Origin of the sequence: Streptomyces sp. NPDC048612 (genome assembly GCF_043199295.1) — a bacterium.
In the GTDB taxonomy this organism is placed as follows: Bacteria; Actinomycetota; Actinomycetes; order Streptomycetales; family Streptomycetaceae; genus Streptomyces.
Genome location: NZ_JBICVV010000001.1, coordinates 750,257 through 773,750, shown reverse-complemented (window position 1 = coordinate 773,750; position 23,494 = coordinate 750,257). Strand labels below are relative to the sequence as shown.

General features: G+C 72.4%; 26 protein-coding genes, 1 pseudogene and 1 riboswitch. Of the genes and pseudogenes, 16 read left to right on the top strand and 11 right to left on the bottom strand.

Annotated elements, in window-relative coordinates; translation table 11 throughout:
- Positions 1–50 precede the first annotated feature (50 nt).
- The 3 genes and pseudogenes from ACGFN2_RS03300 to ACGFN2_RS03290 all read left to right on the top strand — a co-directional run.
- Positions 51–785: a lysophospholipid acyltransferase family protein gene (locus ACGFN2_RS03300; RefSeq protein ID WP_393357125.1), complete on the top strand. Its 735-nt coding sequence runs from the start codon at positions 51–53 to the stop codon at positions 783–785.
- Between the two features lie 77 nt (positions 786–862).
- Positions 863–1,918 (top strand): NAD-dependent epimerase/dehydratase family protein, encoded by a 1,056-nt coding sequence (locus ACGFN2_RS03295; RefSeq protein WP_393357123.1) that lies wholly within the window; start codon positions 863–865, stop codon positions 1,916–1,918.
- A pseudogene (locus ACGFN2_RS03290) lies at positions 1,888–2,013 on the top strand (poly(ADP-ribose) glycohydrolase domain-containing protein); the annotation flags it as partial. The gene ACGFN2_RS03295 and the pseudogene ACGFN2_RS03290, both read left to right, overlap by 31 nt.
- A gap of 137 nt (positions 2,014–2,150) precedes the next feature.
- Here the strand turns inward: ACGFN2_RS03290 and ACGFN2_RS03285 are convergent.
- Positions 2,151–3,779 carry an alpha/beta hydrolase gene (locus tag ACGFN2_RS03285; RefSeq protein WP_393357121.1) on the bottom strand — a complete coding sequence of 543 codons (1,629 nt, stop codon included), beginning with the start codon at positions 3,777–3,779 and terminating at the stop codon, positions 2,151–2,153.
- A gap of 613 nt (positions 3,780–4,392) precedes the next feature.
- On the opposite strand from ACGFN2_RS03285, the gene ACGFN2_RS03280 reads away from it, so the two are divergent.
- The 4 genes from ACGFN2_RS03280 to ACGFN2_RS03265 all read left to right on the top strand — a co-directional run bounded on the left by ACGFN2_RS03280 (position 4,393) and on the right by ACGFN2_RS03265 (position 6,632).
- Entirely contained in the window at positions 4,393–4,776 is a 384-nt protein-coding gene (locus ACGFN2_RS03280) for a hypothetical protein (protein ID WP_362611204.1), read from the top strand.
- Positions 4,777–4,819: 43 nt separating this feature from the next.
- Positions 4,820–5,668: a hypothetical protein gene (locus ACGFN2_RS03275; RefSeq protein WP_393357119.1), complete on the top strand. Its 849-nt coding sequence runs from the start codon at positions 4,820–4,822 to the stop codon at positions 5,666–5,668.
- A gap of 70 nt (positions 5,669–5,738) precedes the next feature.
- On the top strand, positions 5,739–6,119 hold the full coding sequence (locus ACGFN2_RS03270) for a roadblock/LC7 domain-containing protein (protein WP_362611198.1): 381 nt from the start codon (positions 5,739–5,741) through the stop codon (positions 6,117–6,119).
- Positions 6,120–6,257: 138 nt separating this feature from the next.
- Positions 6,258–6,632, top strand: a complete 375-nt coding sequence (locus ACGFN2_RS03265) for a hypothetical protein (protein WP_362611196.1) — start codon at positions 6,258–6,260, stop codon at positions 6,630–6,632.
- A gap of 15 nt (positions 6,633–6,647) precedes the next feature.
- On the opposite strand, the gene ACGFN2_RS03260 is transcribed toward ACGFN2_RS03265, so the two are convergent.
- The 6 genes from ACGFN2_RS03260 to ACGFN2_RS03235 are packed head-to-tail and all read right to left on the bottom strand — an operon-like array spanning position 6,648 to position 11,312.
- Complete coding sequence (locus tag ACGFN2_RS03260) at positions 6,648–7,526, bottom strand: urease accessory protein UreD (RefSeq protein ID WP_362611194.1); 879 nt, start codon at positions 7,524–7,526, stop codon at positions 6,648–6,650.
- Positions 7,523–8,218, bottom strand: coding sequence for an urease accessory protein UreG (ureG, locus tag ACGFN2_RS03255; protein ID WP_362611192.1), 696 nt, complete (start codon positions 8,216–8,218; stop codon positions 7,523–7,525). Before ureG ends, ACGFN2_RS03260 begins: the two co-directional genes overlap by 4 nt.
- Before the next feature lie 34 nt (positions 8,219–8,252).
- A complete protein-coding gene (locus ACGFN2_RS03250) occupies positions 8,253–8,927 on the bottom strand; it encodes an urease accessory UreF family protein (RefSeq protein ID WP_362611189.1) in 675 nt (224 codons plus the stop codon).
- A 40-nt stretch (positions 8,928–8,967) separates the two neighbouring features.
- Entirely contained in the window at positions 8,968–10,689 is a 1,722-nt protein-coding gene (locus ACGFN2_RS03245) for an urease subunit alpha (RefSeq protein ID WP_393357116.1), read from the bottom strand.
- The gene (locus ACGFN2_RS03240) at positions 10,682–10,993 is read right to left on the bottom strand and encodes an urease subunit beta (protein ID WP_362611184.1); all 312 of its coding nucleotides are present in this window, start codon (positions 10,991–10,993) and stop codon (positions 10,682–10,684) included. The genes ACGFN2_RS03245 and ACGFN2_RS03240 overlap by 8 nt, the downstream gene beginning before the upstream one ends.
- 16 nt (positions 10,994–11,009) lie before the next feature.
- Entirely contained in the window at positions 11,010–11,312 is a 303-nt protein-coding gene (locus ACGFN2_RS03235) for an urease subunit gamma (RefSeq protein WP_393357114.1), read from the bottom strand.
- A 519-nt stretch (positions 11,313–11,831) separates the two neighbouring features.
- Between ACGFN2_RS03235 and ACGFN2_RS03230 the strand changes: the two genes are divergently transcribed.
- Positions 11,832–12,776, top strand: coding sequence for a M28 family metallopeptidase (locus ACGFN2_RS03230; protein WP_362611180.1), 945 nt, complete (start codon positions 11,832–11,834; stop codon positions 12,774–12,776).
- Positions 12,777–12,814: 38 nt separating this feature from the next.
- On the opposite strand, the gene ACGFN2_RS03225 is transcribed toward ACGFN2_RS03230, so the two are convergent.
- Positions 12,815–13,129, bottom strand: a complete 315-nt coding sequence (locus ACGFN2_RS03225; protein WP_393357112.1) for a type II toxin-antitoxin system Phd/YefM family antitoxin — start codon at positions 13,127–13,129, stop codon at positions 12,815–12,817.
- A gap of 57 nt (positions 13,130–13,186) precedes the next feature.
- On the opposite strand from ACGFN2_RS03225, the gene ACGFN2_RS03220 reads away from it, so the two are divergent.
- The 3 genes from ACGFN2_RS03220 (at position 13,187) to ACGFN2_RS03210 (ending at position 15,089) form a co-directional block, all read left to right on the top strand.
- Positions 13,187–13,822 carry an ATP-dependent Clp protease proteolytic subunit gene (locus tag ACGFN2_RS03220; protein ID WP_362607860.1) on the top strand — a complete coding sequence of 212 codons (636 nt, stop codon included), beginning with the start codon at positions 13,187–13,189 and terminating at the stop codon, positions 13,820–13,822.
- A 6-nt stretch (positions 13,823–13,828) separates the two neighbouring features.
- Entirely contained in the window at positions 13,829–14,137 is a 309-nt protein-coding gene (locus ACGFN2_RS03215; RefSeq protein ID WP_362607859.1) for a hypothetical protein, read from the top strand.
- A gap of 277 nt (positions 14,138–14,414) precedes the next feature.
- Positions 14,415–14,611, top strand: a riboswitch (cyclic di-AMP (ydaO/yuaA leader).
- A gap of 4 nt (positions 14,612–14,615) precedes the next feature.
- The gene (locus ACGFN2_RS03210; RefSeq protein ID WP_362607858.1) at positions 14,616–15,089 is read left to right on the top strand and encodes a C40 family peptidase; all 474 of its coding nucleotides are present in this window, start codon (positions 14,616–14,618) and stop codon (positions 15,087–15,089) included.
- 444 nt (positions 15,090–15,533) lie between these two features.
- On the opposite strand, the gene ACGFN2_RS03205 is transcribed toward ACGFN2_RS03210, so the two are convergent.
- Positions 15,534–16,193, bottom strand: a complete 660-nt coding sequence (locus ACGFN2_RS03205) for a LysE family translocator (RefSeq protein ID WP_393357109.1) — start codon at positions 16,191–16,193, stop codon at positions 15,534–15,536.
- Between the two features lie 71 nt (positions 16,194–16,264).
- Here ACGFN2_RS03205 and ACGFN2_RS03200 point away from each other — a divergent pair, with 71 nt between their 5' ends.
- Positions 16,265–17,182 carry a LysR family transcriptional regulator gene (locus tag ACGFN2_RS03200; RefSeq protein ID WP_393357107.1) on the top strand — a complete coding sequence of 306 codons (918 nt, stop codon included), beginning with the start codon at positions 16,265–16,267 and terminating at the stop codon, positions 17,180–17,182.
- 48 nt (positions 17,183–17,230) lie between these two features.
- On the opposite strand, the gene ACGFN2_RS03195 is transcribed toward ACGFN2_RS03200, so the two are convergent.
- Together ACGFN2_RS03195 and ACGFN2_RS03190 are read right to left on the bottom strand one after the other, a co-directional pair.
- Positions 17,231–17,659 carry an ATP-binding protein gene (locus tag ACGFN2_RS03195; protein WP_393357105.1) on the bottom strand — a complete coding sequence of 143 codons (429 nt, stop codon included), beginning with the start codon at positions 17,657–17,659 and terminating at the stop codon, positions 17,231–17,233.
- 305 nt (positions 17,660–17,964) lie between these two features.
- Positions 17,965–19,191, bottom strand: a complete 1,227-nt coding sequence (locus ACGFN2_RS03190; protein ID WP_393357103.1) for an 8-amino-7-oxononanoate synthase — start codon at positions 19,189–19,191, stop codon at positions 17,965–17,967.
- Between the two features lie 156 nt (positions 19,192–19,347).
- On the opposite strand from ACGFN2_RS03190, the gene bioB reads away from it, so the two are divergent.
- The 4 genes from bioB (at position 19,348) to ACGFN2_RS03170 (ending at position 23,478) form a co-directional block, all read left to right on the top strand.
- On the top strand, positions 19,348–20,496 hold the full coding sequence (bioB, locus tag ACGFN2_RS03185; RefSeq protein WP_393357101.1) for a biotin synthase BioB: 1,149 nt from the start codon (positions 19,348–19,350) through the stop codon (positions 20,494–20,496).
- Positions 20,489–21,793 (top strand): adenosylmethionine--8-amino-7-oxononanoate transaminase, encoded by a 1,305-nt coding sequence (locus ACGFN2_RS03180; RefSeq protein WP_393357099.1) that lies wholly within the window; start codon positions 20,489–20,491, stop codon positions 21,791–21,793. Before bioB ends, ACGFN2_RS03180 begins: the two co-directional genes overlap by 8 nt.
- Positions 21,744–22,628, top strand: a complete 885-nt coding sequence (bioD, locus tag ACGFN2_RS03175; protein ID WP_393357097.1) for a dethiobiotin synthase — start codon at positions 21,744–21,746, stop codon at positions 22,626–22,628. Before ACGFN2_RS03180 ends, bioD begins: the two co-directional genes overlap by 50 nt.
- 178 nt (positions 22,629–22,806) lie before the next feature.
- Entirely contained in the window at positions 22,807–23,478 is a 672-nt protein-coding gene (locus tag ACGFN2_RS03170; RefSeq protein WP_393357095.1) for a class I SAM-dependent methyltransferase, read from the top strand.
- Positions 23,479–23,494: the final 16 nt, after the last annotated feature.

Below are 23,494 nucleotides of genomic sequence, written 5' to 3'. Positions count from 1 at the left end.
CTGCGACGAGGTGGCCGCCCCGGCGAGCCGACGGAATGGAGAGCTGCCCTGTGCTCTATCAGGTGCTGAAGTACCTGCTTCTGGGGCCGTTGCTGCGGCTGGTGTTCCGGCCGCGGATCGAAGGACTCGATCATGTGCCGGAGGAGGGCGCGGCGATCATCGCCGGCAATCATCTGTCGTTCGCCGATCACTTCGTGATGCCGGCGATCGTGCCGCGCCGGGTGACGTTCCTGGCCAAGGCCGAGTACTTCACCGGACCCGGCCTGAAGGGGCGGCTGACCGCGGCGTTCTTCCGGGGCGTCGGGCAGATCCCGGTCGACCGGTCCGGCGGCCGGGCCTCGCAGGCGGCGATCTCCTCGGGCCTCTCCGTGCTGCGCAAGGGACGGTTGCTGGGCATCTACCCGGAGGGCACCCGCTCGCACGACGGCCGGCTCTACAAGGGGCGCACCGGCGTCGCCGCGATGGCCCTCCGGGCCGGGGTGCCGGTGGTGCCGTGCGCCATGATCGGCACGTTCGAGGCCCAGCCGGCGGGCCGGCGGCTGCCGCGCATCAGGCGGATCACCATCCGCTTCGGCGCCCCGCTGGACTTCTCGCGCTATGCGGGGCTGGAGGACGAGCGCATGGTCCTGCGCGCCGCCACCGACGAGATCATGTACGCGATCCTCACCCTGTCCGGGCAGGAGTACGTCGACACCTACGCGGGCGAGGCCAAGGCCGAGGCGCAGGCTCAGGCGCGGGCTCAGGGACGGCGGGGGCACGGGGGCGGGAAGGGGCCCGCGCGCTGAAGGGCCGGGCCCGGAACGTCTTGCGCCATGGGCGAACCGTCAGGCGGCCGCCGTCCGGCGGACCTTAGTGTCCCGTCATGACTAGAGGCAGCGCAGTGGTGATAGGGGCGAGTGGGCAGATCGGGCGCGCAGCGGTGCGGGCCCTGGCGCGGGACGGCTGGGAGGTGCGGGCCGCGTCGCGGCACGGCGGGCGCGACGCCTCGTGGCCCGGGGAGGTCCGCTCGGTGGCGGTGGACCGGGAGGACGACACGGCGCTGGCCGGGCTGATCGGCGAGGGCTGTGACGTCCTGCTGGACTGTGTGGCGTACGGCGCCGCGCACGCGCAGCAGCTGACGTCCCTGGCGGACCGGATCGGGTCGGCCGTGGTGATCTCCAGTTGCGTGGTGTACAAGGACGACCGCGGGCGCAGCTTCGCGACGATGGAGGAACCGGACGGCTTCCCGGTCTATCCGCTGCCCGTTCCGGAGTCCCAGCCGACCGTGCGGCCGGGCGACGAGGACTACGGCACCCGCAAGGCCGCCCTGGAACAGGCGCTGCTGGCGCTGGGCGACCGGCTGCCGGTGACGCTGCTGCGGGCCTGCGCCGTGCACGGCCCGTACAGTCCGCTGCCCCGTGAGCTGTACTTCGTCAAGCGGGTGCTGGACGGGCGCCGGGTGCGGGTGCTCTCCTACGGGGGCAGCAGCCGTTTCCATCCGGTGCATGTCGACAACCTCGCTGAGCTGGTCCGGCTGGCGGCCCGCCGTCCTGGTTCGCGGGTGCTCAACGCGGCCGACCCGCAGGCGCCGACGGTGGCCGAGATCTCGGCGGCGGTGGATGCGGCGATGGGCGCGCCGCGGAGCGAGATCGTGACGGTGGACGGTCCCCCGCCGTCGTCCGACGTCGGCGAAACCCCGTGGACGGTTCCGCATCCGCTGGTCTACGACATGACCGCGGCGGAGCGCGAGTTGGGCTATCGCGCGGTGACGACGTACGAGGAGTCGCTGCCCGCGACGGTCGCCTGGCTGGCCGACCAGGTCAAGGGACGGGACTGGTGGGAGCTGTTCCCGAGGATGGCCGGCTTCTATCCGGACGAGAAGCTGTTCGGGTACGCGGCCGAGGACCGGTGGCTGGCGCAGCGGGGCGGCCGGCGCTGAGGGCCGCGGCGGGCGCGGGGCCGCTCGCCGTACTGAGCTTCGCCTCCGCGCGCAGTCCCGGCGGCGGCTATCTCAACGGCGCCCAGGCCCAGGAGGAGGCGCTGGCGGTGCGTGTGGAGCGGGTGCTGGGCGGGCGGTTCGCGGGCTGGTTCGACGACAGGGGCGGCCGGGAGGGTTCCCGGCCGCCTCTGCGTGCCGTCATGCGGTGTTGCCGGCACCTGTCATGCCGTCATCAGCGCACGGCGGGCAGGTCCAGCGATCCCAGCAGGGCCTTGGTCGTGCTGGGCTTGGGCGTGGCGTGCGGGGCGCAGGTCACGTCCTTGGCGTCGGTCTTCCCGGTCAGGAAGTACGCGTCGACCCGGTCGTTGATGCAGGGGTTGACCTGGCCGGTGACGCCGTGCGAGCCGGCGTCCCGCTCGGTGATCAGACGCGAGCCCTTGAGGCGGCGGTGCAGCTCGACCGCGCCGCCGTAGGGGGTGGCCGCGTCACGGACGCTCTGTACGATCAGGACGTTCGGCAGGCCCTTGCCGGTCCTGACGTCGACCGGCCGCTGCTGCTTGGCCGGCCAGGTGGCGCAGGGCAGGTTCATCCAGGCGTTGGCCCAGGTCATGAACGGTGCCTGCCGGTGGATGCGGGTGTTGTCCCGGTCCCACTTCCGCCAGCTGGTGGGCCACTTGGCGTCGGTGCACTCGACGGCCGTGTAGACCGCGTTGCCGTTCTCCGCGGAGATGTTGCCCGCGGTGTCCTTGAGGTCCGGACCGGCGTTCTCCACCAGCGGCTTGCTGTCACCCGAGCGGTACGCGCTCCAGACCTCGGCGACCGAGGCCCACATGGAGTCGTAGTACGGAGCGTTCTGGAAGAAGCCGGTCAGCTCGGCCGGGCCGACCACGCCGCCGATGGGCTTCTTCTTGGCGGTCGCCCGCAGCTTCTCCCAGGCGGCCTGGACCTTCTGGGGGGTGTTGCCGATGTGGTACGCGTCGTCGTTCTTGGCGACCCACTTCTTCCAGTCGCCCCAGCGGGTCTCGAAGGCGAGGTCCTGGTCGAGGTTGGCCTGGTACCAGACCTTCTCGCGGGAGGGGTCGACGACGCTGTCCACAAGCATCCGGCGGACGTGCCCGGGGAAGAGCGTCGCGTAGACCGCGCCCAGGTACGTGCCGTAGGAGACGCCCAGGTAGTTGAGCTTCTTCTCACCGAGCGCGGCACGGATGACGTCCATGTCGCGGGCGGTGTTCGGGGTCGTCATGTGCGGCAGCAGACGGCCGCTGCGCTCGGCGCAGCCCTCGGCGTACCGCTTGGCGAGCCTGCGCTGAGCGCGCTTGTCGGCCTCGCTGTCGGGCACCGGGTCGGCCTTGGGTGCCTTGACGAACTCCTGCGGGTCCATACAGGAGATGGCCGCGGAGTGGCCCACGCCCCGGGGGTCGAAGCCGACGAAGTCATACGCCTTCGCGGTCTTGGCCCAGAGGGCGTTCTTGGTGGTGATGCGGGTCGGGAACCTCATGCCCGAACCGCCGGGGCCACCGGGGTTGTAGAGGAGGGAGCCCTGACGCTCCTCCTTGCCGCCGGTGCCGAGGGCACGGTCGACGGCGATCTTGATGGTGCGGCCGTTCGGCTTGGCGTAGTCGACCGGGACGGTGACATAGCCGCACTGGACCGGCGACTTGAGGCCCCAGTCCGCGGGGCAGTCCTGCCAGTCGATGCCCTTCTTGGCTGCCCGCGCGACGGCGGTCGCCACACCGCGTGCTTCGGCCGAACCGCCCCGGTGCTGCTCACCCGCCTGGGCGGGCGTGGCGGTTATCGCGCCGGCGAGGAGCGCGCCGGAGATCAGAGTTCCGGCGGCGCCGAGCGCTGCTGTCTTTCTCACGTGGTTAATTCCCCCTGCATGGTGTGCCGCTCATGGCGTTGATCAGAGGACTACGGGGGGAATCCTGTCGTGCGCCGTCCCCTCTTGAACAGGTCGGCCTCGCGTTTCTTTACCAACCTGTAGGTTTCTTGCCGTGCCGGTGGCGGCCCGCCGGGAGCCGGAACGGCCGGCCCGGACGGCTTCCCGCCCGGCGGCGCGGACGCCGGCACCGGGGAGCTGCGGGCGAACGGCCGGACCTCGTAGGGGAACCTCACCATTCCGGCCAACGCTCTCAGACCGTGAGGGGACTGCTGCGCCCTGCGGAACCTCCCGGCGATTCGCTCAACTGTGGCCGTTATCAGCAAAGTTGGCGGAAAGACAGAAGAGGAATCAGCAGGCTGGGGCGCTCGACGCGGAGCGCGGGGCCATGAATGGCCTGGTGGAGCGCGGTGCGGCTTGTTGGCCGCCGAGGGGGCGCGCAGGGGCGAGAATACGTCAATTGCCGTAGACCTGCTCCACAGGCATGTGCCAGCCGCACAGCTTCAGTAACCTTCCGTGAAGGCTCTCCCACTCACTGCCACGGGAGGGCTTCGGCGTTTTCGCGCTGTCAGAGCCGTCGCGAGGGAGATCCGAAGTGCCGGGTATCGATCAGGTGTTGTCCCAGGCCATGGGAATCCCGGGCGTTCTGGGGGCCGGGCTGATCGACTGGACCAGTGGTCTGACACTCGGCACGGCGGGGCGGGCTCCCCACGGCGATCACGACGCGGCCGCCGCCGACACCGCCGACGTGGTGCAGGCCGTGGCCCGCAACGCCACCTTCGACACCTCGGGCGCCGGCGGCCCGGCCCTCGAAGACCTCATCATCACCGCCGACAACAGCTACCACCTCATCCGCTTTGTACACACGGCCTTCGACAGCCAGACCTATCTCTACCTCTGGCTGGACCGCGGCCAGGCCAATCTCGCCGTCGCCCGGCTCCGGCTGCGCGATCTGGCGGCGGAGCTGGTCGCGTCCTGAGCGCGCGCTCCGCCACACCGCACGATCGCCAAAGGAACCAGCCATGGGCCTGCCCATATCCCCTCCCCCGCCCGCACCGGCCGGGCTGCTCGACCGGTGCGCCGCCGAGCGGGTCACCGGCGCCCTCCGCGGCCCGCACGGCAGCCTCTACCTCGTCGACGGCGCCGTCTACTGCGTCGAGGACACCACCGCCCCCGGTCTCGACATCCGTCTCGTCGCGGCCGGCAAGGTGCCGCCCCAGGGCTGGGAGTACGCCGTCGAGCGGGCGGGGCCGCACCAGGGGGCCGCCCAGTTCCTGGTCAGCGAGGGCTGGCTGACCCAGAGCGAGCTGGAGATATGCCATCTCGCCGCGCTCCTCGACGCGGCGTTCTTCGCCCTCCCGCTGCCTCCCGAGTCCACCTCGTTCACGCCCGGGACCGCCCACTGGCTGGGTGTCGTACGGCCCATCAGCGCCATCGCCCTCCAGCAGGCGACGGCCCGCCGCCGGGCACTGCTCGACCGGCTCCGGCCCTGGGCGGCGGTCGACTCCTCCCCCGTCGTCCCCGTCCGCCCGGGCACCTCCGCCCCAACGACGAGTCGGCAACGGCGGCTCCTCGACCGCGCCGACGGCCGGCACACCCCGTATGAACTGGCCCGGCTGCTGGGCCAGTCCGTCTTCGCGACCCTGCTCGACGTCCGCCGTCTCGCCGCCGCCGGCATGGTCCAGCTGCCCACGGCGCCGACGGCGCTCCCCCGGCGGCGGCCGGGCGCCTGCCTGGACGGGCAGCCCGCCCCCGCCGCCGAGGACCCCGCCCCGACCTGGCAACTACCGGTTCCGGACCTCCTCGACACCGCCGGTCCGGACATTGCCCTCCTTGTCCGACTGCGTACGGCGTTGGAGGAGAACCTGTGAGCCCCTGCGCACGAAGACCGTGTACGGCATGAGGCGCGTCATCGGAAAGCGCGCCCGGAAAAGGAGACTGATGACGATCGAGCCCCGGATACGCGATGAACTGCACACACTGCGCGACCAAGTACGGCATTTCCAGGGCGGGATGGTGGCGAGCGTGGACGGCATGGTGATCGCCCACGACCTGCCGGACATCGAACCGGACGGCCTGGCCGCGCTCACCGCCGCCGCGATCGGTGTCGCCAGACGCCTCACCGACGCCACCGGACAGGGCGCCTTCGAGGAATCCCTGACCCGGGGTGCCGGCGGCTACATCGCCGCCTATTCGGCCGGACGCCGCGCCGTTCTGACGGCCGTGGCGAGCACGGACACCAATGTCGGGCGGCTCCATCTGCAGGCCCGGAAGGCCGCGGAACGGATCGGCGCCCTCGTGGACGCGGCGCCCCACCGATAACCCCCCGGAAGAGCGCCCCCACGTTCCCGCACGCCCGCGCGCAGCAGCCCCCGGAGCCCCGAACTCCGGGAAAGCCTCTACCCCCTGAACCCCGTAACCCCGGAAACCCCGTCAAGAAAGCGAAAGGCTGAACCCCTCATGGCTCAAATGGAATCCGCTCTCGCCGATGCGATGTCGACCATCGAGGGCGCGGTCGGCGTCGCCCTGGTCGACTACACCAGCGGTATGGCGCTGGCGACCCTGGGCGACAACCAGGCGCTGGACCTGAACATCGCGGCGGCCGGCAACACCGATGTCGTCCGCGCCAAGATGCGCACCATGGAGATGCTGGAACTCCAGGGCGCCATCGAGGACATGCTCATCACGCTGACCGCGCAGTACCACATCATCCGCCCGGTGTCGGGCAAGAACGGCGGTGGTCTCTTCCTCTACCTGGTGCTGGACCGCAAGCGCGCCAACCTCGCGCTGGCGCGCCACCGTCTCGCCCGGCTGGAGTCCGAGCTGGAGGTCTGAGCCGCGCCGCCGCCGTCACCCTCCGGCGACGCTCCGGGCCGCCTCGTCCAGAAGGCGCCGCAGCCGTAGCGCGTCCGGGGCGACGGCGGTGGCCAGGGCCCCGGGCCCGGCGAGCGGTGCCAGGACGCCCTGTCCCGCGCCGCCGTCGGCCCGCTCCCCGGCCGTGGCCCCGAGCAGCCGCACCTCGGCCGGACTCTGCTCGAACTCCGGTTGCACGACGAGGAGTTGACCGAGGGCGCGGTGTCCGTCCAGGACGGCCGCGGTGTCCCAGCCGGGGGCGCCGGGCCCGTATGCCGTCTCCTGGTCGAGCAGGGTCCGGCCGGCCCGGCGGACGACGAGCCGGCTGCGCAGGGCGCCGGTCTCCTCGCCGCTGCGTCCCAGGACCTGTTCCTCGCGCAGTACCAGGTGTGCGGTGGGGGCCAGTTCGACGGTGGTGGTCATCCGCAGCGCGCTGCCGGCCGCGGAGATCAGCGGTTCGGGCAGCCAGTCGAGCCGGGCGCCGTCGCCCACCGTCAACCGCACGTCGTAGGTGGCGTATCCGCCCGCGCGGCCGGGCAGCGCGACGGTCGCGGCGGCGCTCGTGAGGCGCAGTGCGCTGCCCGCCTCGGCGGTGGCCTCAAGGGCCAGCCGGTCGCCGTTCAGCGGGGCGCTCATGGCGCCGACGACGCAGACCCGGGCCTGCCGGCCGGTCCCGCGGACGCGGCGCAGCGCGAACGGGCCGTCGCCGTCGAGGACGGGCAGCCGGGTGGTGCCTCCCCCGCTCCCGGCCGGGTGCGAGGGGGACATGGCCCCGCCTTCGGCCCGCGCGACGATGCGGGCGGTCGCGCGCAGACCGGCGGACGAGGCCGCGCCGGTCCGCGGGGGCGGCGCGGGTGCGGGAAGCGCGAGGGTCATGCCGGGCCCGCGGTCCAGTCCGCCAGCCGCCCCTGGACCCACTCCGCCACGGGCCGGACACCGTTCTCCGCCTTCAGGGCGGTGAAGACGACCGGCAGCTCGCCGCGTTGGGCTTTGGCGTCGCGGGCCATGCCCTCAAGGTCGACGCCTACATAGGGGGCGAGGTCGGTCTTGTTGATGACGAGGAGGTCGGAGGTGGTGACGCCGGGGCCGCCCTTGCGGGGGATGTCGTCGCCGCCGGCCACGTCGATGACGAAGATCTGGGCGTCGACCAGGCCCTTGGAGAAGGTCGCGGTGAGGTTGTCGCCGCCGGATTCGACCAGCACAAGGTCGAGGGGGCCGACCGCCTCCTCCAGGTCCTCGACGGCTTCGAGGTTGGCGGAGATGTCGTCGCGGATGGCGGTGTGCGGGCAGGCGCCGGTCTCGACGGCGGAGATCCGCTCGGCGGGCAGGACGGCCTCGCGGAGCAGGAACTCGGCGTCCTCGCGGGTGTAGATGTCGTTGGTGACGACGGCGAGGGACAGCTCCTCGCGCAGGGCGCGGCAGAGCGCGGCGACGGTGGCGGTCTTGCCGGTGCCGACCGGGCCGCCCAGCCCGATGCGCAGGGCCCGCCGGGTGCCGTCCGCCCGTACGGGGGTGGCGGCGCTGTAGGTGTGGCGCTCGGGGAAGGTTTCCTTGTGGTCGAGATGCATGGTCACTCCAAAGGTCGGCGGCGGGGTCGGCGGGTCAGGAAGCGAAGAGGCGTACCGGCCAGGCGGCGTGCTGTTGGGCGGTGATGTCGAGCAGCGGTGCGGAGGCGGCGGGCAGTGCGTCGACGCCTTCGGCGGCCACCCGCCGCGCGGCTTCGGCTCCCTGCTCCGCGACCCGGTCGAGGTCGGCGGTGAGGCGGGCCAGGACGGCGGTGGCGTCGAAGGGGTCCAGGCTCAGCAGCCGGACCGCCGCGGTCGCCGGGCCGCTGAGGTTCTCGTACGCCACGGCGTACGCGGCGTCGAGCGGTGGCAGTCCGGCGGACCGGGCGGCCAGGCCCAGGACGACGGGCTGGTGGGCGCCGCGGGGGCGGGCCGCGGCGAGCGCGTCGAGTGCGGCGCTCGGCCAGGTGGCGCGGGCGGCCCGCATCATCTGCCGGCCGAGCCGCCGGGCGACCTGCCGCAGCGCCGGTACGGGCGTGCGCGCGTCGGCGGCGTCGTCCAGCAGGAGCGGGTCGTGGCCGGCCGCGGCCGCTGCGGCGAGCCCCGCGGCGACCAGACCCGCGGTGTGCAGCCGGCCCCGGCAGAAGGTCTCCAGGGTGGCGGCGTCCTTGATGCGTCCCGCGGCGACGGCCGGTTCGGCGCCGCCCGAGTGGGCGTGCCCGCCGGCGGGGAACCGGCCGTCGGCGAGGACCAGCAGCGCTGCGCGGCTCATCGGTGGTTCGGGTCCTTCGTCGGGGTCCATCGGCGCTCGCTCAGAAGAGGAAGTACCGCTGGGCCATGGGGAGTTCGGCGGCGGGTCGGGGTTCGACGACCTCGCCGTCGATGGTCACGGTGAAGGTGTCCGGGTCGACTTGGACGCGCGGCAGGGCGTCGTTGTTCCGCATGTCGGCCTTGGTGATGCCGCGGGTGCTGCGGATCGCCTCGAAGCCCTTGGCCAACGGGAGGCGCTCGGGGAGGCCGTCCGCGAGGGCCTGCTGGGAGACGAAGTTGACCGAGTTGCTGCCGGGGGCCCGGCCGGTGGCGCCGAACATCGGTCGGGGCAGCACCGGCTGCGGCGTGGGGATGGAGGCGTTGGCATCGCCCATCTGCGCACAGGCGATCTGGCCGCCCTTGATGACCAGCTGCGGCTTGACGCCGAAGAAAGCCGGGTCCCAGAGGACGAGGTCGGCGAGCTTGCCGTCCTCGACGGAGCCGACGAGATGGTCGATGCCCTGGGCGATGGCCGCGTTGAGGGTGTACTTCGCGACATAGCGGCGGGCCCGGTGGTTGTCGGCGCCGCCGTCGCCGGGGAGGGCGCCGCGGCGCCGCTTCATCACATGCGCGGTCTGCCAGGTGCGCAGCACGACCTCGCCGATCCGGCCCATGGCCTGGGCGTCCGAGGCCATGATCGAGATGGCGCCGAGGTCGTGCAGGATGTCCTCGGCGGCGATGGTGGAGGGCCGGATGCGGGACTCGGCGAACGCCAGGTCCTCGGGGACCGCCGGGTTGAGGTGGTGACAGACCATCAGCATGTCGAGGTGTTCCTCGACGGTGTTGACGGTGTGCGGCCGGGTGGGGTTGGTGGAGGCGGGCAGGACGTTCGGCTCGGAGACCATCGCGATCATGTCGGGGGCGTGGCCGCCGCCGGCGCCCTCGACGTGGAAGGCGTGGATCGAACGGCCGGCGATGGCGGCGAGGGTGTCGCCGAGGAAGCCGGCCTCGTTGAGGGTGTCGGTGTGGATCGCGAGCTGGGCGCCGCTCTCCTCGCAGACGGTCAGGCAGGCGTCGATGACGGCGGGGGTGGCACCCCAGTCCTCGTGGATCTTGAAGCCGAGGACACCGGCGCGCAGTTGGTCGCGCATCGAGGCGAGGGAGGTGGTGTTGCCCTTGCCGAGCAGTCCGATGTTGACGGGGAGACCGTCCATCGCCTCGAACATCCGGGCCACGTGCCAGGCGCCGGGGGTGATGGTGGTGGCCTTGCTGCCCTCGGCCGGTCCGGTGCCGCCGCCGATCAGGGTGGTGACGCCGGAGGCCAGGGCCTCGTCCGCCTGCTGCGGGCAGATGAAGTGCACATGGGTGTCGATGGCACCGGCGGTGAGGATCTTGCCGTTGCCCGCGATGACCTCGGTCTCGGGCCCGATCACCAGGTCGGGGTGGACGCCGTCCATGGTCTCGGGGTTACCGGCCTTGCCCAGGGCGGCGATCCGGCCGTCGCGGATGCCGACGTCGGCCTTGACGATGCCCCAGTGGTCGAGCACGACCGCGCCGGTGATCACGGTGTCGGGGGTGCCCTCGGCACGGGTGGCGCGGGACTGGCCCATCGATTCCCGGATCACCTTGCCGCCGCCGAAAACGGCCTCGTCGCCGGCCCGGCCGGGGCCTCCGGAGCGGTCCTCGGTGATCTCGATGACGAGGTCGGTGTCGGCGAGCCGGATGCGGTCACCGGCGGTCGGGCCGAAGAGGTCGGCGTACGCCTGGCGGGTGAGTTCAGCCATCGAGGGTGCCTCCGGTCTCGCCGCGCAGGCCCATGACGAGGCGCTTGCCCCCGATGGGGACGAGTTCGACCTCGGTGGGGATGCCGGGCTCGAAGCGCACGGCGGAGCCGGCCGGGACGTTCAGCCGCTTGCCGTGCGCGGCCGCGCGGTCGAAGTCGAGGCCGGGGTTGGCCTCGGCGAAGTGGTAGTGGGAGCCGACCTGGACGGGGCGATCGGCGGCGTTGAGGACGGTCAGCCGGGTGCCGGGCAGGCCTTCGTTGAGGCGTACCGGCTCGTCGGCGTGGAGGATCTGGCCCGGGATCATATGCGGCGCTCCCCGTTCAGTTGATGGGTTCGTGAACGGTGACGAGCTTGGTGCCGTCGGGGAAGGTGGCCTCGACCTGTACGTCGTGGATCATCTCGGGGACGCCGTCCATGACCTCGTCGCGAGTGAGGACCTTGCGGCCGGAGGACATCAGCTCGGCGACGGTACGGCCGTCCCGGGCGCCTTCGAGGATGTGCACGGTGAGCAGCGCGATCGACTCCGGGTGGTTCAGCTTCAACCCCCGGGAGCGGCGCTTTTCGGCCACGTCTGCCGCCACATGAATCATCAGGCGCTCCTGTTCATGCGGGGTCAGTTGCATACCTTCCACCTCACAGTCTTCCCACCCGGACACATTCGCCCAGGTCACAGGCGTGGGCACACCCATCTCGATAGATGTACCACCCAGTAATTAAAGGCGGAGCAAACCGACTTCCAGCACTTGGCCATCAAGCGCCCCACGCCAGGAGGCTAGTTCGGCGGCGTTTCATCGGCGTTACGACCGGCGACATGCCGGCGCCCCTACTTCCGCCCGATGTAACGCGGGGTTATTACGCCCCGTTACGGCCCGGCGACGACTCACGGGAGCACCTGCGGGCCCGTCAGCTCCCGGGCCCGGCAGGGACTTCGCTGGCCAGATCCCTCCCCTGAAGCCCGCCCGGAACCCCGGAACAGACCACCGCCAGGCCGAAGAAAACGCCCCTATCGGCGTAAACCCGGTACACCCCCATCGCCGAACACCACTGTCCGGTATGCGCTCTTGACGGTTTCGAAAGTGATCGCAATTCTCATGTGCGCGTCAAACAGCTCCATCCCCCCACACCAGTATCGGAGCAACATCGTGACTCGTTCCACGCGCATACGCCGGGCCGCGCTGGCCACGGGCGCCATCGCCGCCGTGGCCGCCACCGCCTTCACCGCGGCCGGCGCCTACGCCGGGACCGCGCCGGCGGCCGCCCCGGACATCGACGTCAAGTCCGTCAAGGCCGACCTGGACCAGCTCCAGTCGATCGCCGACGACAACGGCGGCAACCGCGCCCACGGACAGCCGGGCTACAAGGCGTCCGTCGACTACATCAAGGGCAAGCTGGACAAGGCCGGATTCACCACCAAGGTCGAGGAGTTCGACGGCGGCGGCGCCAAGGGCTACAACCTGGTCGCCGACTGGAAGGGCGGCGACGAGAGCAAGACCGTGATGGCCGGCGCCCACCTGGACTCGGTCCCCGACGGCCCCGGCATCAACGACAACGGCTCAGGCTCGGCCGGCATCCTGGAGGTGGCGCTCGCCGTCGCCAAGGCGGACCTCAAGCCTTCCAAGCACCTCCGGTTCGCCTGGTTCGGCGACGAGGAGGACGGCATGGTCGGCTCGCAGGCCTACGTCGACAAGCTCGGCGCCGACAAGTCGAAGATCGACTCCTACCTGAACTTCGACATGATCGGCTCGCCGAACCCGGGCTACTTCGTCTACGACGACGACACCCGCCTGGAGAAGGTCTTCAAGGACTTCTTCGCCAAGAAGAACATCGCCACCGAGAAGGAGACCGAGGGCGACGGCCGTTCGGACCACGCCTCCTTCAAGGACGCGGGCATCGCCGTCGGCGGCCTCTTCTCCGGCGCCGACTACAAGAAGACCGAGGAGCAGGCGAAGAACTGGGGCGGCGACGCCGGCAAGGCCTTCGACGCCTGCTACCACCAGTCCTGCGACACCTCGAAGAACATCGACGACAAGGCGCTCGACAACAACACCGACGCCATCGCGCACGCGCTGTGGGAGCTCAGCTCCTGAGCCCCGCGCACCCGCGCACGGTCAGCGCTCGCTGACCGTCAGCTCTCGCGACCCGGCCGCCGGTCCCCGGCAGCCGGGTCGCGGTGTTCTGCGGCGATGCCGAAGCGCCGCCGTTCGCCCGGAGCGGACGGGAGCTGCCGCACGGTGGAGACCGTGCTGATCACCTGCCCCTCCTCCGGACTCTCCGCGCCCCGCCCCAGCTCCTCCAGCAGCTGCAGGTCAGCGGCGGACACCAGCGCCACCAGCGGCTTGCCGTGACGGGTGACGACCACCCGCTCCCCGCCGTAGACGACGCGGTTGATCAGATCCGCCAGCTCCGCGCGGGCTTGCGTCACCGGAATTTCGTAGGCCATGCTCCCATTCTAACTGGATGTACATCCTGTACATTTTCTACAGAGAGAGGAGCACGCATGCTGCGACCGACGGCCCGCCATGTCCTTCCGGAGTTCACCGAGCGCACGTCCCAGGGGACGCGCACCATGGACCCCTATTCCAAGCTGCTCAGCGAGCGCATCATCTTCCTGGGCACCCCGGTCGACGACGCGTCGGCCAACGATGTGATGGCGCAGTTCATCCACCTCGAACACACCGCACCCGAGCAGGACATCTCGCTCTACATCAACTCCCCCGGCGGCTCGTTCACGGCGATGACCGCCATCTACGACACGATGCGCTTCGTGTCGTGCGACGTGCAGACCATCTGCCTGGGGCAGGCCGCCTCCGCCGCCGCGGTGCTGCTGGCCGCCGGCACCCCCGGCAAACGGCTGGCCCTGCCCGGCGCCCGCATCCTGATCCACCAGCCGTCGCTCAGTGAGCCCGTCCAGGGACAGGCCACCGATCTGCAGATCGAGGCGGAGGAGCTGCTGCGCACCCGCGACATGCTGGAGCGCATGCTGGCGGAGCACACCGGGCAGCCCCGGGAACGGATCGCCGCCGACATCGAGCGCGACAAGATCTTCGACGCCCGGGCCGCCCAGGAGTACGGGCTGATCGACGGGCTCACCCAGGGGCGCAAGCAGTCCGTTCCCCAACTCGGGGCACGGTGAGCCCGGATGCTGCCGCCGGAACTGCCACCGCTGCCTGCCCTGACGCGCGCCGAGGGTGAACTGATCGACCACTATCTGGAGGTGCTCGACCTGCTGGGCAGGATCAACCCGGCCCGCGGCGGCGGCACGTACACCGGACTTCGGGCCGCCCAGGCGCTGGTCACCAAGGCCGCCGGCCTGCGCGACGCGTTGACGCTGATGCACCAGCGGGGTGAAAAGGAGCTGCACGGCGAGACCTTGGCCCGCGCGCTGCGCGTACTGGACGGCGAACGCCGGGCCGGACTGGTGACGGTGCCGCCACCCGCCGACCACTGACCCGACACGCGTACCGGGCTGCGCATACGGCGTAGCGTCCGGGCCCGATGTGAGGAGGCGACGAATTGCGCGGGGCGAACACAATTCCTGGGACCTTTGATGTTTCGCCGCTGGTCCAGGGAGTGCGACACCCCGCGCCACGGCACTTGAGGGAACAAATCTAACCATTCAGGCGAAATGTGACCCATCTCACATACGGCATTTTCAGCTCGGAATTCGGGTGCCGGGTGCGTGACGATCCCTTCGACGGCAAGACCCCGCCACAGCGACGGGGCGGTCCGGACGGGCGCCTAATCCCGCCGCCGTCCCGGATGTCAGGTCGACGTGGTGGACCGGCGGGAGCGGAGGACCCGAGCACGACGGGGTCCGGGCCTTACGGCCGGGCTCCTTGGGGTGAAGCCGTACGCATGGCCGGGCATCTTCGCCTGCCCGAACCCGACAGGTCTTCCTTCGCAGGCGGCTGACGAAGGGTTTGCGCATGACTGTGCGCATGCAGACGCCGAATCTGCTGGCACGTGCCGGCACCGTCACCGCTCTGACGCTGGCCACCCTGGGCGGGACAACCCTCGCCCCAGGAGCGGCCGGGAACGCCGAAGCCACGTCCGTGTCCGCCCACGCGCTGCGGGTCGCGGCCTCCAAGAGCGGGGCTCCCTACCGGTACGGCGCCCAAGGGCCGCACGCCTTCGACTGTTCGGGGCTGACGCTGTACTCGTTCCGGCGGGCCGGCCGGGCCCTGCCCCGCACCGCCGCCGCCCAGTACGGCCGCACCCTGCACATCCCGGCCTCCCTGCGCCGCCGCGGCGACCTGGTCTTCTTCCGTTCCGCGGGCGGCATTTACCACGTCGGCATCTACGCGGGCCGGGGCCGGATGTGGCACGCGCCCAAGGCCGGGAGCGTGGTGCGGCTGGAGCGGATCTGGAGCCGCACGGTCTCGTACGGGCGCGTGGGCTGATCCGCAGGCCGTCTTACATGTGATCAATTGACAGTGGGCTCGGCTGACTTGGCGGGGTGACGTCGCCACTGAGCACACTTCTGACGGCCGCGGCGCGTGGACGCTTCCCGCCCGCGGACGGATCGGTGACGGTGCTGCCCCCGCCGTCACCGCGGGACGCCGGAGTAGTGTCCTTCACCTGCCATGCCGTGGTGTTCGCGGACGTGGCGCCCGCGTGGGTGCGGGACCGGGCGGCCCCCGGCGCCCTCGACATGCTGACCGTCGCCGAACCCCTCCCCGGTCCTGCGCCGTTGCAGCTGGTGGAGAGGGTGGACCGCGGCCACCCGCGGATCACCAGGGCACTGCGGCACCGCGACGGCGTACGGGCATGGACCACCGCCGACGCTGATGGTCCCGTACGGCAGCCGCGATTGACCCGTGGCCGCGCGGACCGGTGCCCGTCGGTCAGGCCAGGACGAGCTCGACGAGCAGGATGCCGCCCAGCCCCGTGAGCAGCGCTCCGGTGACGGCCTCCAGCGCCCGGGTGACCCGGGGGCGGCGCAGCCAGCTCCCCAGCCGGTCGACCAGCAGCGCGACGGCGGGGAACCACACCAGCGCCATGACGACGACCATCGTCGCGAGCAGCAGCGTCCGGGGCAGCGCGGGCTCACCGGCCGGGACGAACTGCGGGAGCAGGCTGAGGAAGAGGACCGGCGCCTTGGGGTTGAGGGCGTTGGTCAGGAAGCCCTGGCGCAGGCTCCGCGCGGTGCCCAGGACAGCGGGCGGCTCGTCGGCCGGCGGGGCGGCCGGGCCGGTCGCGGCGTCCCCGGGCGCCCGCCCGCTCCGGACGACCGCGATCAGCGCGCCGACGCCGAGGTACAACAGATAGAGCCCGCCCAGGAGTTGGACCGCCCCGAAGAGCGCGGGCACGGCGACCAGCACCGCCGCGAGCCCGCCCACCGCCAGTGCGGTGTGCACCAGCAGCCCGCCCGCGACTCCGACGGCGGTCGCCACCCCCGCCCGGCGCGAGTCCAGCGCATTGCGCACCACGACGGCGAAGTCCGCTCCCGGCATGGCGACCATGCCGGCGGCGACTCCGGTGAAGGCGATCAGTTGTCCGTCCATGAGAGCAGCTTCGCTGGTCAGGGCCTTTAATGGGGAGTGGCAATCTTCTTCGGCCGCCTAAAGAGGTTCTTATGTACGACCCCACGCGGCTGGCCGCCCTGGTGGCGGTGGCCGAGGCCGGTTCGATCTCCCGGGCCGCCGGCCGGCTGGGCTACACCGCTCCCGCGCTCTCCCAGCAGCTCGCCAAACTGGAGCGGGAGGCCGGGACCGCACTGCTGGTGCGCCACCACCGCGGGGCACGGCTGACGGCGGCCGGTGAGCTGCTCCTCGTCCGGGCCCGGCGGGTGCTCGACGAGCTGGACCAGGCGCGGCACGAGCTGTCCCGGCTCACGGGACTGTCCGGCGGCCGGCTGCGGGTGGGCACGTTCATGACCGCCGGGACACATCTGCTGCCGCCCGCGCTCGGCGCGTTCCGGCGGGCGCACCCCGACGTGGAGCTGAGTGTCACGGAGTACGTCCCTCCGCAGGCCAGCGCGGCGGTGGCGCTGGGCGAGGTCGATCTGGCGCTGACGCACGAGTATGTGCCGGGCGAGGCGATGCCCACGCCGGAGGGCGTGCGTCTCGAACCGCTGCTGACCGAGGAACTGGTGCTGGTCACCGCGCCGGGCCATGCCCTGTCGGCGGGCGCCGGACGCCTGCCGCTCGCCGAGCTGGCCGGTCAGCCGGTGGTCAGCATGGCACCGGCCAACCCCAACCGGCGTGCGGTGGAGGCGGCGCTGGCGGCCGCCGGGGCGAGTGTGGCGGTGCGCTGTGAGTCGCCGAGCTACGCGGTGGTGTGTGCGCTGGTGAGCGCGGGCCTCGGGGTGGCGGTGGTGCCGGAGATGGTGGCGGAGGGCTCGGTGTCCCCGCTGGGTGTCCGGGGACTGGACCCGCCGGAGCTGCGCCGCCGGATCTCGGTGGCCTACCGCCCCGGTGGCGGCACCCCGGCCGCGGACACCCTGCGGGCGCTGCTGCGCGGAGCCTTCGCCCGCCACTCCCCCGCGCCGTAGCCGACGGCGGGACGCCGGCGCGGCAGTCGCCCTCGGCGGACGGCGGCCTCAGCGGACCGCGGCCTGCCACGGCAGGGTGATCCAGACTGTCTTTCCGCCGGACGCGGTGGGTACGACGGAGAAGCGGCCGCCGGCTTCCGCGGCGAGCGAGCGGATGATGACCAGGCCCCGGCCGTTGTCCTGCTGGACGGCGGCGGGCAGCCGGCGCGGACGGCGGGGATGGCTGTCGGTGATGCCGACCCGCAGCTGCTCGTCGCGCTCCAGCCGCAGTTCGACGGTGAAGTCGGGCGACCGTCCTGAGGTGTGCACGATGGCGTTGGTCGCGAGTTCGGAGATGATCAGACGGACGGAGTCGGCGAGGCCTGACTCGGCGGGCAGGCCCCACTCGGTGAGTACGGCGAGGGCGTGGCTGCGGGCGGTGCGGACCGAGGCGGGGGCGCTCGGCAGAGTCAGTGAGGATTCATGGTGGTCTGCCATCGAGGCGCCGTCCTTTTCCTCCGAGGCCCGGCTCCGGTCCGTTGACCGGGCAGCCGGGACGCCGCTCCGGACACCGGTGCGGCCTCGGCCATCTGCTGGGCGCCAGACTGCCACCCCTGCCGCGGAGGGGATAGCCGATCCACCCACATATACGGAGTTCTATCGCTCGTTGCGGTGAACTCTGCGGCGCGCGAGCCCGTTTGGGCGGCCCGTCGCGCCGGATTCCGCCGCCCGCGGGTACCGCCGCGAGGGCGGCCGTCGGCCCGGCGGGAGCGTCGTACGCGTCGGCCGGAGCGCCGGATGCGTCAGGTCGCCGGTGCCGTGGCCACGATCGTGCCGACCGCCGTGTCGAGCTGGGCGTCCGTCAGGTCCGCGCGGGCGGTCAGCCGCAGCCGGGAGATCCCGTCGGGCACGGACGGCGGCCGGAAGCAGCCGACCGCGAGTCCGGCAGCGCGGCAGTCGGCGGCCCAGCGGACCGCCGACTCCGGTGAGGGGGCGCGGACCGAGACCACCGCGGCGTCCGGCCGGACCGCGGCGAGGCCGGCCGCGGTGAGCCGGTCGTGCAGCTCCCGGGCGACCTGTCCGGCCCGGGCGGCACGCTGCGGTTCGCGGCGCAGCAGCCGCAGCGCGGTCAGGGCACCGCCCACCGCCGCCGGGGCGAGGCCGGTGTCGAAGATGAACGACCGGGCGGTGTTGACCAGATGCTCGATGACCCGGGCCGGGCCGAGCACCGCACCGCCCTGGGAACCGAGCGACTTGGAGAGCGTCACCGTGGTCACCACATCGCCGTCACCGGCGAGGCCGGCGGCCCACAGCGCACCGCGACCCCCGTCGCCGAGGACACCCAGGCCGTGCGCGTCATCGACCAGCAGCCCGGCGCCCGCCGCCCGGCAGGCCGCGGCGAGGGCGGGCAGCGGCGCGGCGTCGCCGTCGACCGAGAACACCGAGTCGGTGACGGCGAGCGCCCGGCCGTCGTGGCCGGTCAGCGCGGCGCGTACGGCCTCGGGGTCGGCGTGCCGGGCCACTTCGGTACGGGCCCGGGAGAGCCGGCAGCCGTCGATCAGGGAGGCGTGGTTGCCCGCGTCGGAGACGATCAGGGCGCCGGGGGCGGTGAGCGCGGTGACGGCGGCGAGGTTCGCGGCGTAGCCGGACGAGAGCACCAGGGCGGCCTCGAAGCCGCAGAACGCGGCGAGTTCCTCCTCCAGCCGGGCGTGCAGCTCGGTGCTGCCGGTGACCAGGCGGGAGCCGGTCGCGCCGGCGCCCCAGCGGTGCGCGGCGGCGGCCGCGCCACGGGTGACCTCGGGGTGCCGGGCGAGTCCGAGATAGTCGTTGCTGGCCAGATCGAGCAGCGGGGAGTCGGCGGGGCGGGGGCGCAGGGTGCGGGCGAGACCGGCACGATGGCGTGCGGCGCGGGCGGTGTCGATCCAGTCGAAGGCCGCGCCGGACGCCGGCCGGGAGGCCGTTGCGGCGGTCTCGGCGGGGGGCGCCGGCGGGGTGTCGTGGAGCAGCGACGGGGCGGAGTCCTGCGGCATCGGCGTCCTTCGTCCTTCGGCCTCGATTGTGGGCTGTCGATAGACGTTAGCGGTCGTTCCGCACGGCCACAGTGTGGTGATACACACACCTCGATCCAGCGGCATTGTGGGAATCCTCCTTGGCCGGGGGCGGTGGCGTACGCCAGGATCAACGCCATGGACCTGCTGAACACACTGGTGGACAAGGGACTGCGGCGCCAGTTGCCGACCCGCGAAGAGGCGCTGGCCGTGCTGGCGACCTCCGATGACGAACTGCTCGATGTCGTGGCCGCGGCCGGGAAGGTACGCCGCCAGTGGTTCGGGCGGCGGGTCAAACTCAACTATCTCGTCAACCTCAAGTCGGGCCTGTGCCCCGAGGACTGCTCGTACTGCTCCCAGCGGCTGGGGTCGAAGGCCGAGATCCTCAAGTACACCTGGCTCAAGCCGGACGACGCCTCCAAGGCGGCGGCCGCCGGGGTGGCCGGCGGCGCCAAGCGGGTCTGCCTGGTGGCCAGTGGCCGGGGCCCCACGGACAAGGACGTGGACCGCGTCTCGGAGACCATCGCCGCCATCAAGGAGCAGAACGAGGGCGTGGAGGTCTGCGCCTGCCTCGGTCTGCTCTCCGACGGCCAGGCCGGGCGGCTGCGCGAGGCGGGCGCCGATGCGTACAACCACAACCTCAACACCTCGGAAGCCACTTACGGCGACATCTGCACCACGCACGACTTCTCGGACCGGGTGTCCACCGTCCAGCAGGCCCAGGCGGCCGGGATGTCCGCCTGTTCCGGGCTGATCGCCGGGATGGGCGAGAGCGACGGCGACCTCGTCGACGTGGTCTTCGCACTGCGTGAGCTGGACCCGGACTCCGTGCCGGTCAACTTCCTGATCCCGTTCGAGGGCACCCCGCTCGCCAAGGAGTGGAACCTCACCCCGCAGCGCGCGCTGCGCATCCTGGCGATGGTGCGGTTCGTCTGCCCGGACATCGAGGTACGGCTGGCCGGCGGCCGCGAGGTCCATCTGCGCAGCCTGCAGCCGCTCGCCCTGCATCTGGTCAACTCCATCTTCCTCGGCGACTACCTGACCAGTGAGGGCCAGGCCGGCAAGGACGACCTCGCGATGATCACGGATGCCGGCTTCGAGGTCGAGGGCACGGACACCACGACCCTGCCCGAGCACCGCAGGCAGGGCTGCGGCGACGGCCCCTGCGGGTCCGAGGACGCCGGGGAGCCCGCCGCCACCGTTCCGGCACCGTCCGACGACACCCGCCGCGACCTGGTCTCGGTGCGCCGCCGCGGTGCCGGCACCGACCTGCCGCCCAATGCCTGAGCCGCTCACCCCGGGCGAACTGCTCGCGCTCGACCGGCAGCATGTGTGGCATCCGTACGGGCCGATGCCCGGCAAGGCCGCACCGCTGCTGGTGGAGTCGGCCTCCGGGGTCCGGCTGCGGCTGGCCGAACCGGTCGAGGGCCGGGACGAGTTGGTGGACGGCATGTCGTCCTGGTGGTCGGCGGTGCACGGCTACAACCACCCGGTGCTCAATGAGGCCGCGCGGGGCCAGCTGGAGCGGATGAGCCATGTGATGTTCGGCGGGCTCACCCACGAGCCCGCCGTCCGGCTGGCGAAGCGGCTGGTCGACATCACCCCGGAGCCGCTGGAGCACGTCTTCCTCGCCGACTCCGGTTCGGTGTCGGTCGAGGTCGCCGTGAAGATGTGCCTGCAGTACTGGCGCTCGCTCGGGAAGCCGCGCAAACAGCGGCTGCTGACCTGGCGGGGTGGCTACCACGGCGACACCTGGCAGCCGATGTCGGTGTGCGATCCCGACGGCGGGATGCACGAGCTGTGGCAGGGGGTGCTGCCGCGGCAGCTCTTCGCCGACACCCCGCCGGCCGGCTTCGACGCGGAGCCGGACGAGGCGTACGCGGCACAGCTGCACGAGCTGATCGCGCGGCACGCCGACGAGCTGGCGGCGGTGATCGTGGAGCCCGTGGTGCAGGGCGCGGGCGGGATGGCGTTCCACTCCCCCGGCTATCTGCGGGTGCTGCGGGAGGCCTGCGACGCCCATGACGTGCTGCTCGTCTTCGACGAGATCGCCACCGGCTTCGGCCGGACGGGCGCCCTCTTCGCGGCCGGACACGCGGGAGTCGCACCCGATGTGATGTGCCTCGGCAAGGCGCTGACCGGGGGCTATCTCACGCTGGCGGCGACCTTGTGCACGGCGGCCGTGGCGGACGGGATCTCCCGCGGCGCGCTGCCGGTGCTGGCACACGGCCCCACCTTCATGGGCAACCCGCTGGCCGCCGCCGTCGCCGACGCCTCGATCGAACTGCTGCTGTCCCAGGACTGGGCACAGGAGGTCAAGCGGATCGAGGCCGGGCTGCGGGAGGGGCTGGCGCCGGCCCGGGACGTCACCGGGGTACGCGAGGTACGGGTCCTCGGCGCGATCGGTGTCGTCCAGCTCGACCACGAGGTGGACATGGCTGCCGCGACCCGGGCCGCGGTCCGGGAGGGCGTGTGGCTGCGTCCGTTCCGGGACCTGATCTACACCATGCCGCCGTACATCACCGGCGACGAGGATGTGGCACGGATCTGCGCCGCGGTGTGCGCGGCGGCGCGCGAGGGCTGAGCACAGGGGTGGCGGCGGCCGGTTGACCGCGCCCCGCCGCCCCCTCGCCGGTATCGGTGCCGACCGGCACCGCGCACACAGCACGCATCACAGTCATCGCGCGGGTTCGGCCGCGCAGAGTCGGAGGCACACCATGTCGGTGCTGTTCGTGACGGGCACGGGCACGGAGATCGGCAAGACCGTGACCACGGCCGCGATCGCCGCGGCGGCGCTCGCCCGGGGCCGTTCGGTGGCCGTGCTCAAACCGGCCCAGACCGGTGTCACGGCCCACGAGGCGGGTGACGTGGCGGAGGTCGAGCGGCTGGCCGGACCGGTCACCGGCGTCGAACTCGCCCGCTACCCGGAACCGTTGGCGCCCGCGACGGCCGCACAGCGGGCCGGTCTGCCGCCGGTGGGTCCCCGGGAGATCGCCGAGGCCGCCGCCGAACTGGCCGCCTCCCACGACCTGGTGCTGGTCGAGGGGGCGGGCGGGCTGCTGGTCCGCTTCGACGCGGCGGGGCACACCCTCGCGGACGCCGCGCGGCTGGCGGAGGCCCCCGTCCTGGTGGTCGCCCAGGCGGGCCTGGGCACCCTCAACGCCACCGCGCTGACCGCGCTGGCACTGCGCTCGTACGGGCTCGCGTCCCCGGGCGTCGTCATCGGCAGCTGGCCGGCCGCGCCCGACCTGGCCTCCCGCTGCAATCTCGCGGACCTGCCGGAGGCCGCGGGCGCCCCGCTGCTCGGCCTGGTCCCGGAGGGCTCGGGCGGGCTCGCGCCGGACGCCTTCCGCACCGCGGCCCCGGAGTGGCTGGCGCCGGCGCTCGGCGGATCGGACGCGTTCCGCGTCCCCGCGTGACGGGGGCACGGCACCGCGCGGACGGCAGCGCCGGGCGGACGCCCTGGTACGGCGCGGCGTTCCGCGCTCGCCTCGTACGGATGTCCGGACGGCGCGCTGGGTGACGCCCCAGGACTCCTTGCCCGTCCGGTGGGGAGACTGACTCCAGGAGCGGGCGGCGTCGGCGAAGGGGTCCGTCATGTGGCAGCGCAGAAGAGTTCCGCAGGGCACGGTGCACCACCCGGTGTTCGCCCGTTTCTATGCGAACTGCTGTGGTCCGGCCGCCGACGCGCGGGCGGGGGTGGCCGCGCTCCGGCGGGAGCTGCTGGCCGGTGCCACGGGCCGGGTCATCGAGGTCGGCGCGGGCACCGGGCTGAACTTCGCGCACTACCCGGGGACCGTCTCGGAGGTGGTGGCCATCGAGCCGGAGCCCACCCTGCGCGAGGTGGCCAGGTCGGCGGCGGCGCATGCGGAGGTGCCGGTGGATCTGGTGCCGGGTGTGGCGGAGGCGCTGCCGGTCAAGAGCGAGGCCTTCGACATCGCGGTGGCGTCGCTGGTGCTGTGTTCGGTGCGCGAGGTGCAGCGGTCCCTGCTGGAGCTGCGGCGGGTGCTGCGACCGGGCGGTGAGCTGCGGTTCTTCGAGCACGGGCGGGCCACGGGGCGGGGACTGGCAGCGGTGCAGTGGTCGCTGGACCGGACCGTCTGGCCCCTGCTGATGGGCGGCTGTCACACCGGCCGGGACCAGCTCGGTGAGATCCGTACGGCGGGATTCGAGGTGCTGCGGGTGCGCCGGCTGACGGTGCCGGAGCGCGGGCCGACGCTGCCGACCTCACCGGCAGTGCTGGGCTCGGCGCGGCGCCCGGCCGACTGAGCAGCCCGCGCGGCGG

Bases quoted from the DNA above. Each gene is read 5' to 3' on its own strand.
- ACGFN2_RS03295 (WP_393357123.1), top strand. From the start codon at position 863: ATGACTAGAGGCAGCGCAGTGGTGATAGGGGCGAGTGGGCAGATCGGG.
- ACGFN2_RS03275 (WP_393357119.1), top strand. From the start codon at position 4,820: ATGGGCCTGCCCATATCCCCTCCCCCGCCCGCACCGGCCGGGCTGCTC.
- ACGFN2_RS03270 (WP_362611198.1), top strand. From the start codon at position 5,739: ATGACGATCGAGCCCCGGATACGCGATGAACTGCACACACTGCGCGAC.
- ACGFN2_RS03265 (WP_362611196.1), top strand. From the start codon at position 6,258: ATGGCTCAAATGGAATCCGCTCTCGCCGATGCGATGTCGACCATCGAG.
- ACGFN2_RS03260 (WP_362611194.1), bottom strand. From the start codon at position 7,526: ATGACCCTCGCGCTTCCCGCACCCGCGCCGCCCCCGCGGACCGGCGCG.
- ureG (WP_362611192.1), bottom strand. From the start codon at position 8,218: ATGCATCTCGACCACAAGGAAACCTTCCCCGAGCGCCACACCTACAGC.
- ACGFN2_RS03250 (WP_362611189.1), bottom strand. From the start codon at position 8,927: ATGAGCCGCGCAGCGCTGCTGGTCCTCGCCGACGGCCGGTTCCCCGCC.
- ACGFN2_RS03245 (WP_393357116.1), bottom strand. From the start codon at position 10,689: ATGGCTGAACTCACCCGCCAGGCGTACGCCGACCTCTTCGGCCCGACC.
- ACGFN2_RS03240 (WP_362611184.1), bottom strand. From the start codon at position 10,993: ATGATCCCGGGCCAGATCCTCCACGCCGACGAGCCGGTACGCCTCAAC.
- ACGFN2_RS03235 (WP_393357114.1), bottom strand. From the start codon at position 11,312: ATGCAACTGACCCCGCATGAACAGGAGCGCCTGATGATTCATGTGGCG.
- ACGFN2_RS03225 (WP_393357112.1), bottom strand. From the start codon at position 13,129: ATGGCCTACGAAATTCCGGTGACGCAAGCCCGCGCGGAGCTGGCGGAT.
- ACGFN2_RS03220 (WP_362607860.1), top strand. From the start codon at position 13,187: ATGCTGCGACCGACGGCCCGCCATGTCCTTCCGGAGTTCACCGAGCGC.
- ACGFN2_RS03215 (WP_362607859.1), top strand. From the start codon at position 13,829: ATGCTGCCGCCGGAACTGCCACCGCTGCCTGCCCTGACGCGCGCCGAG.
- ACGFN2_RS03210 (WP_362607858.1), top strand. From the start codon at position 14,616: ATGACTGTGCGCATGCAGACGCCGAATCTGCTGGCACGTGCCGGCACC.
- ACGFN2_RS03205 (WP_393357109.1), bottom strand. From the start codon at position 16,193: ATGGACGGACAACTGATCGCCTTCACCGGAGTCGCCGCCGGCATGGTC.
- ACGFN2_RS03200 (WP_393357107.1), top strand. From the start codon at position 16,265: ATGTACGACCCCACGCGGCTGGCCGCCCTGGTGGCGGTGGCCGAGGCC.
- ACGFN2_RS03195 (WP_393357105.1), bottom strand. From the start codon at position 17,659: ATGGCAGACCACCATGAATCCTCACTGACTCTGCCGAGCGCCCCCGCC.
- ACGFN2_RS03190 (WP_393357103.1), bottom strand. From the start codon at position 19,191: ATGCCGCAGGACTCCGCCCCGTCGCTGCTCCACGACACCCCGCCGGCG.
- bioB (WP_393357101.1), top strand. From the start codon at position 19,348: ATGGACCTGCTGAACACACTGGTGGACAAGGGACTGCGGCGCCAGTTG.
- ACGFN2_RS03180 (WP_393357099.1), top strand. From the start codon at position 20,489: ATGCCTGAGCCGCTCACCCCGGGCGAACTGCTCGCGCTCGACCGGCAG.
- bioD (WP_393357097.1), top strand. From the start codon at position 21,744: ATGTGGCACGGATCTGCGCCGCGGTGTGCGCGGCGGCGCGCGAGGGCT.
- ACGFN2_RS03170 (WP_393357095.1), top strand. From the start codon at position 22,807: ATGTGGCAGCGCAGAAGAGTTCCGCAGGGCACGGTGCACCACCCGGTG.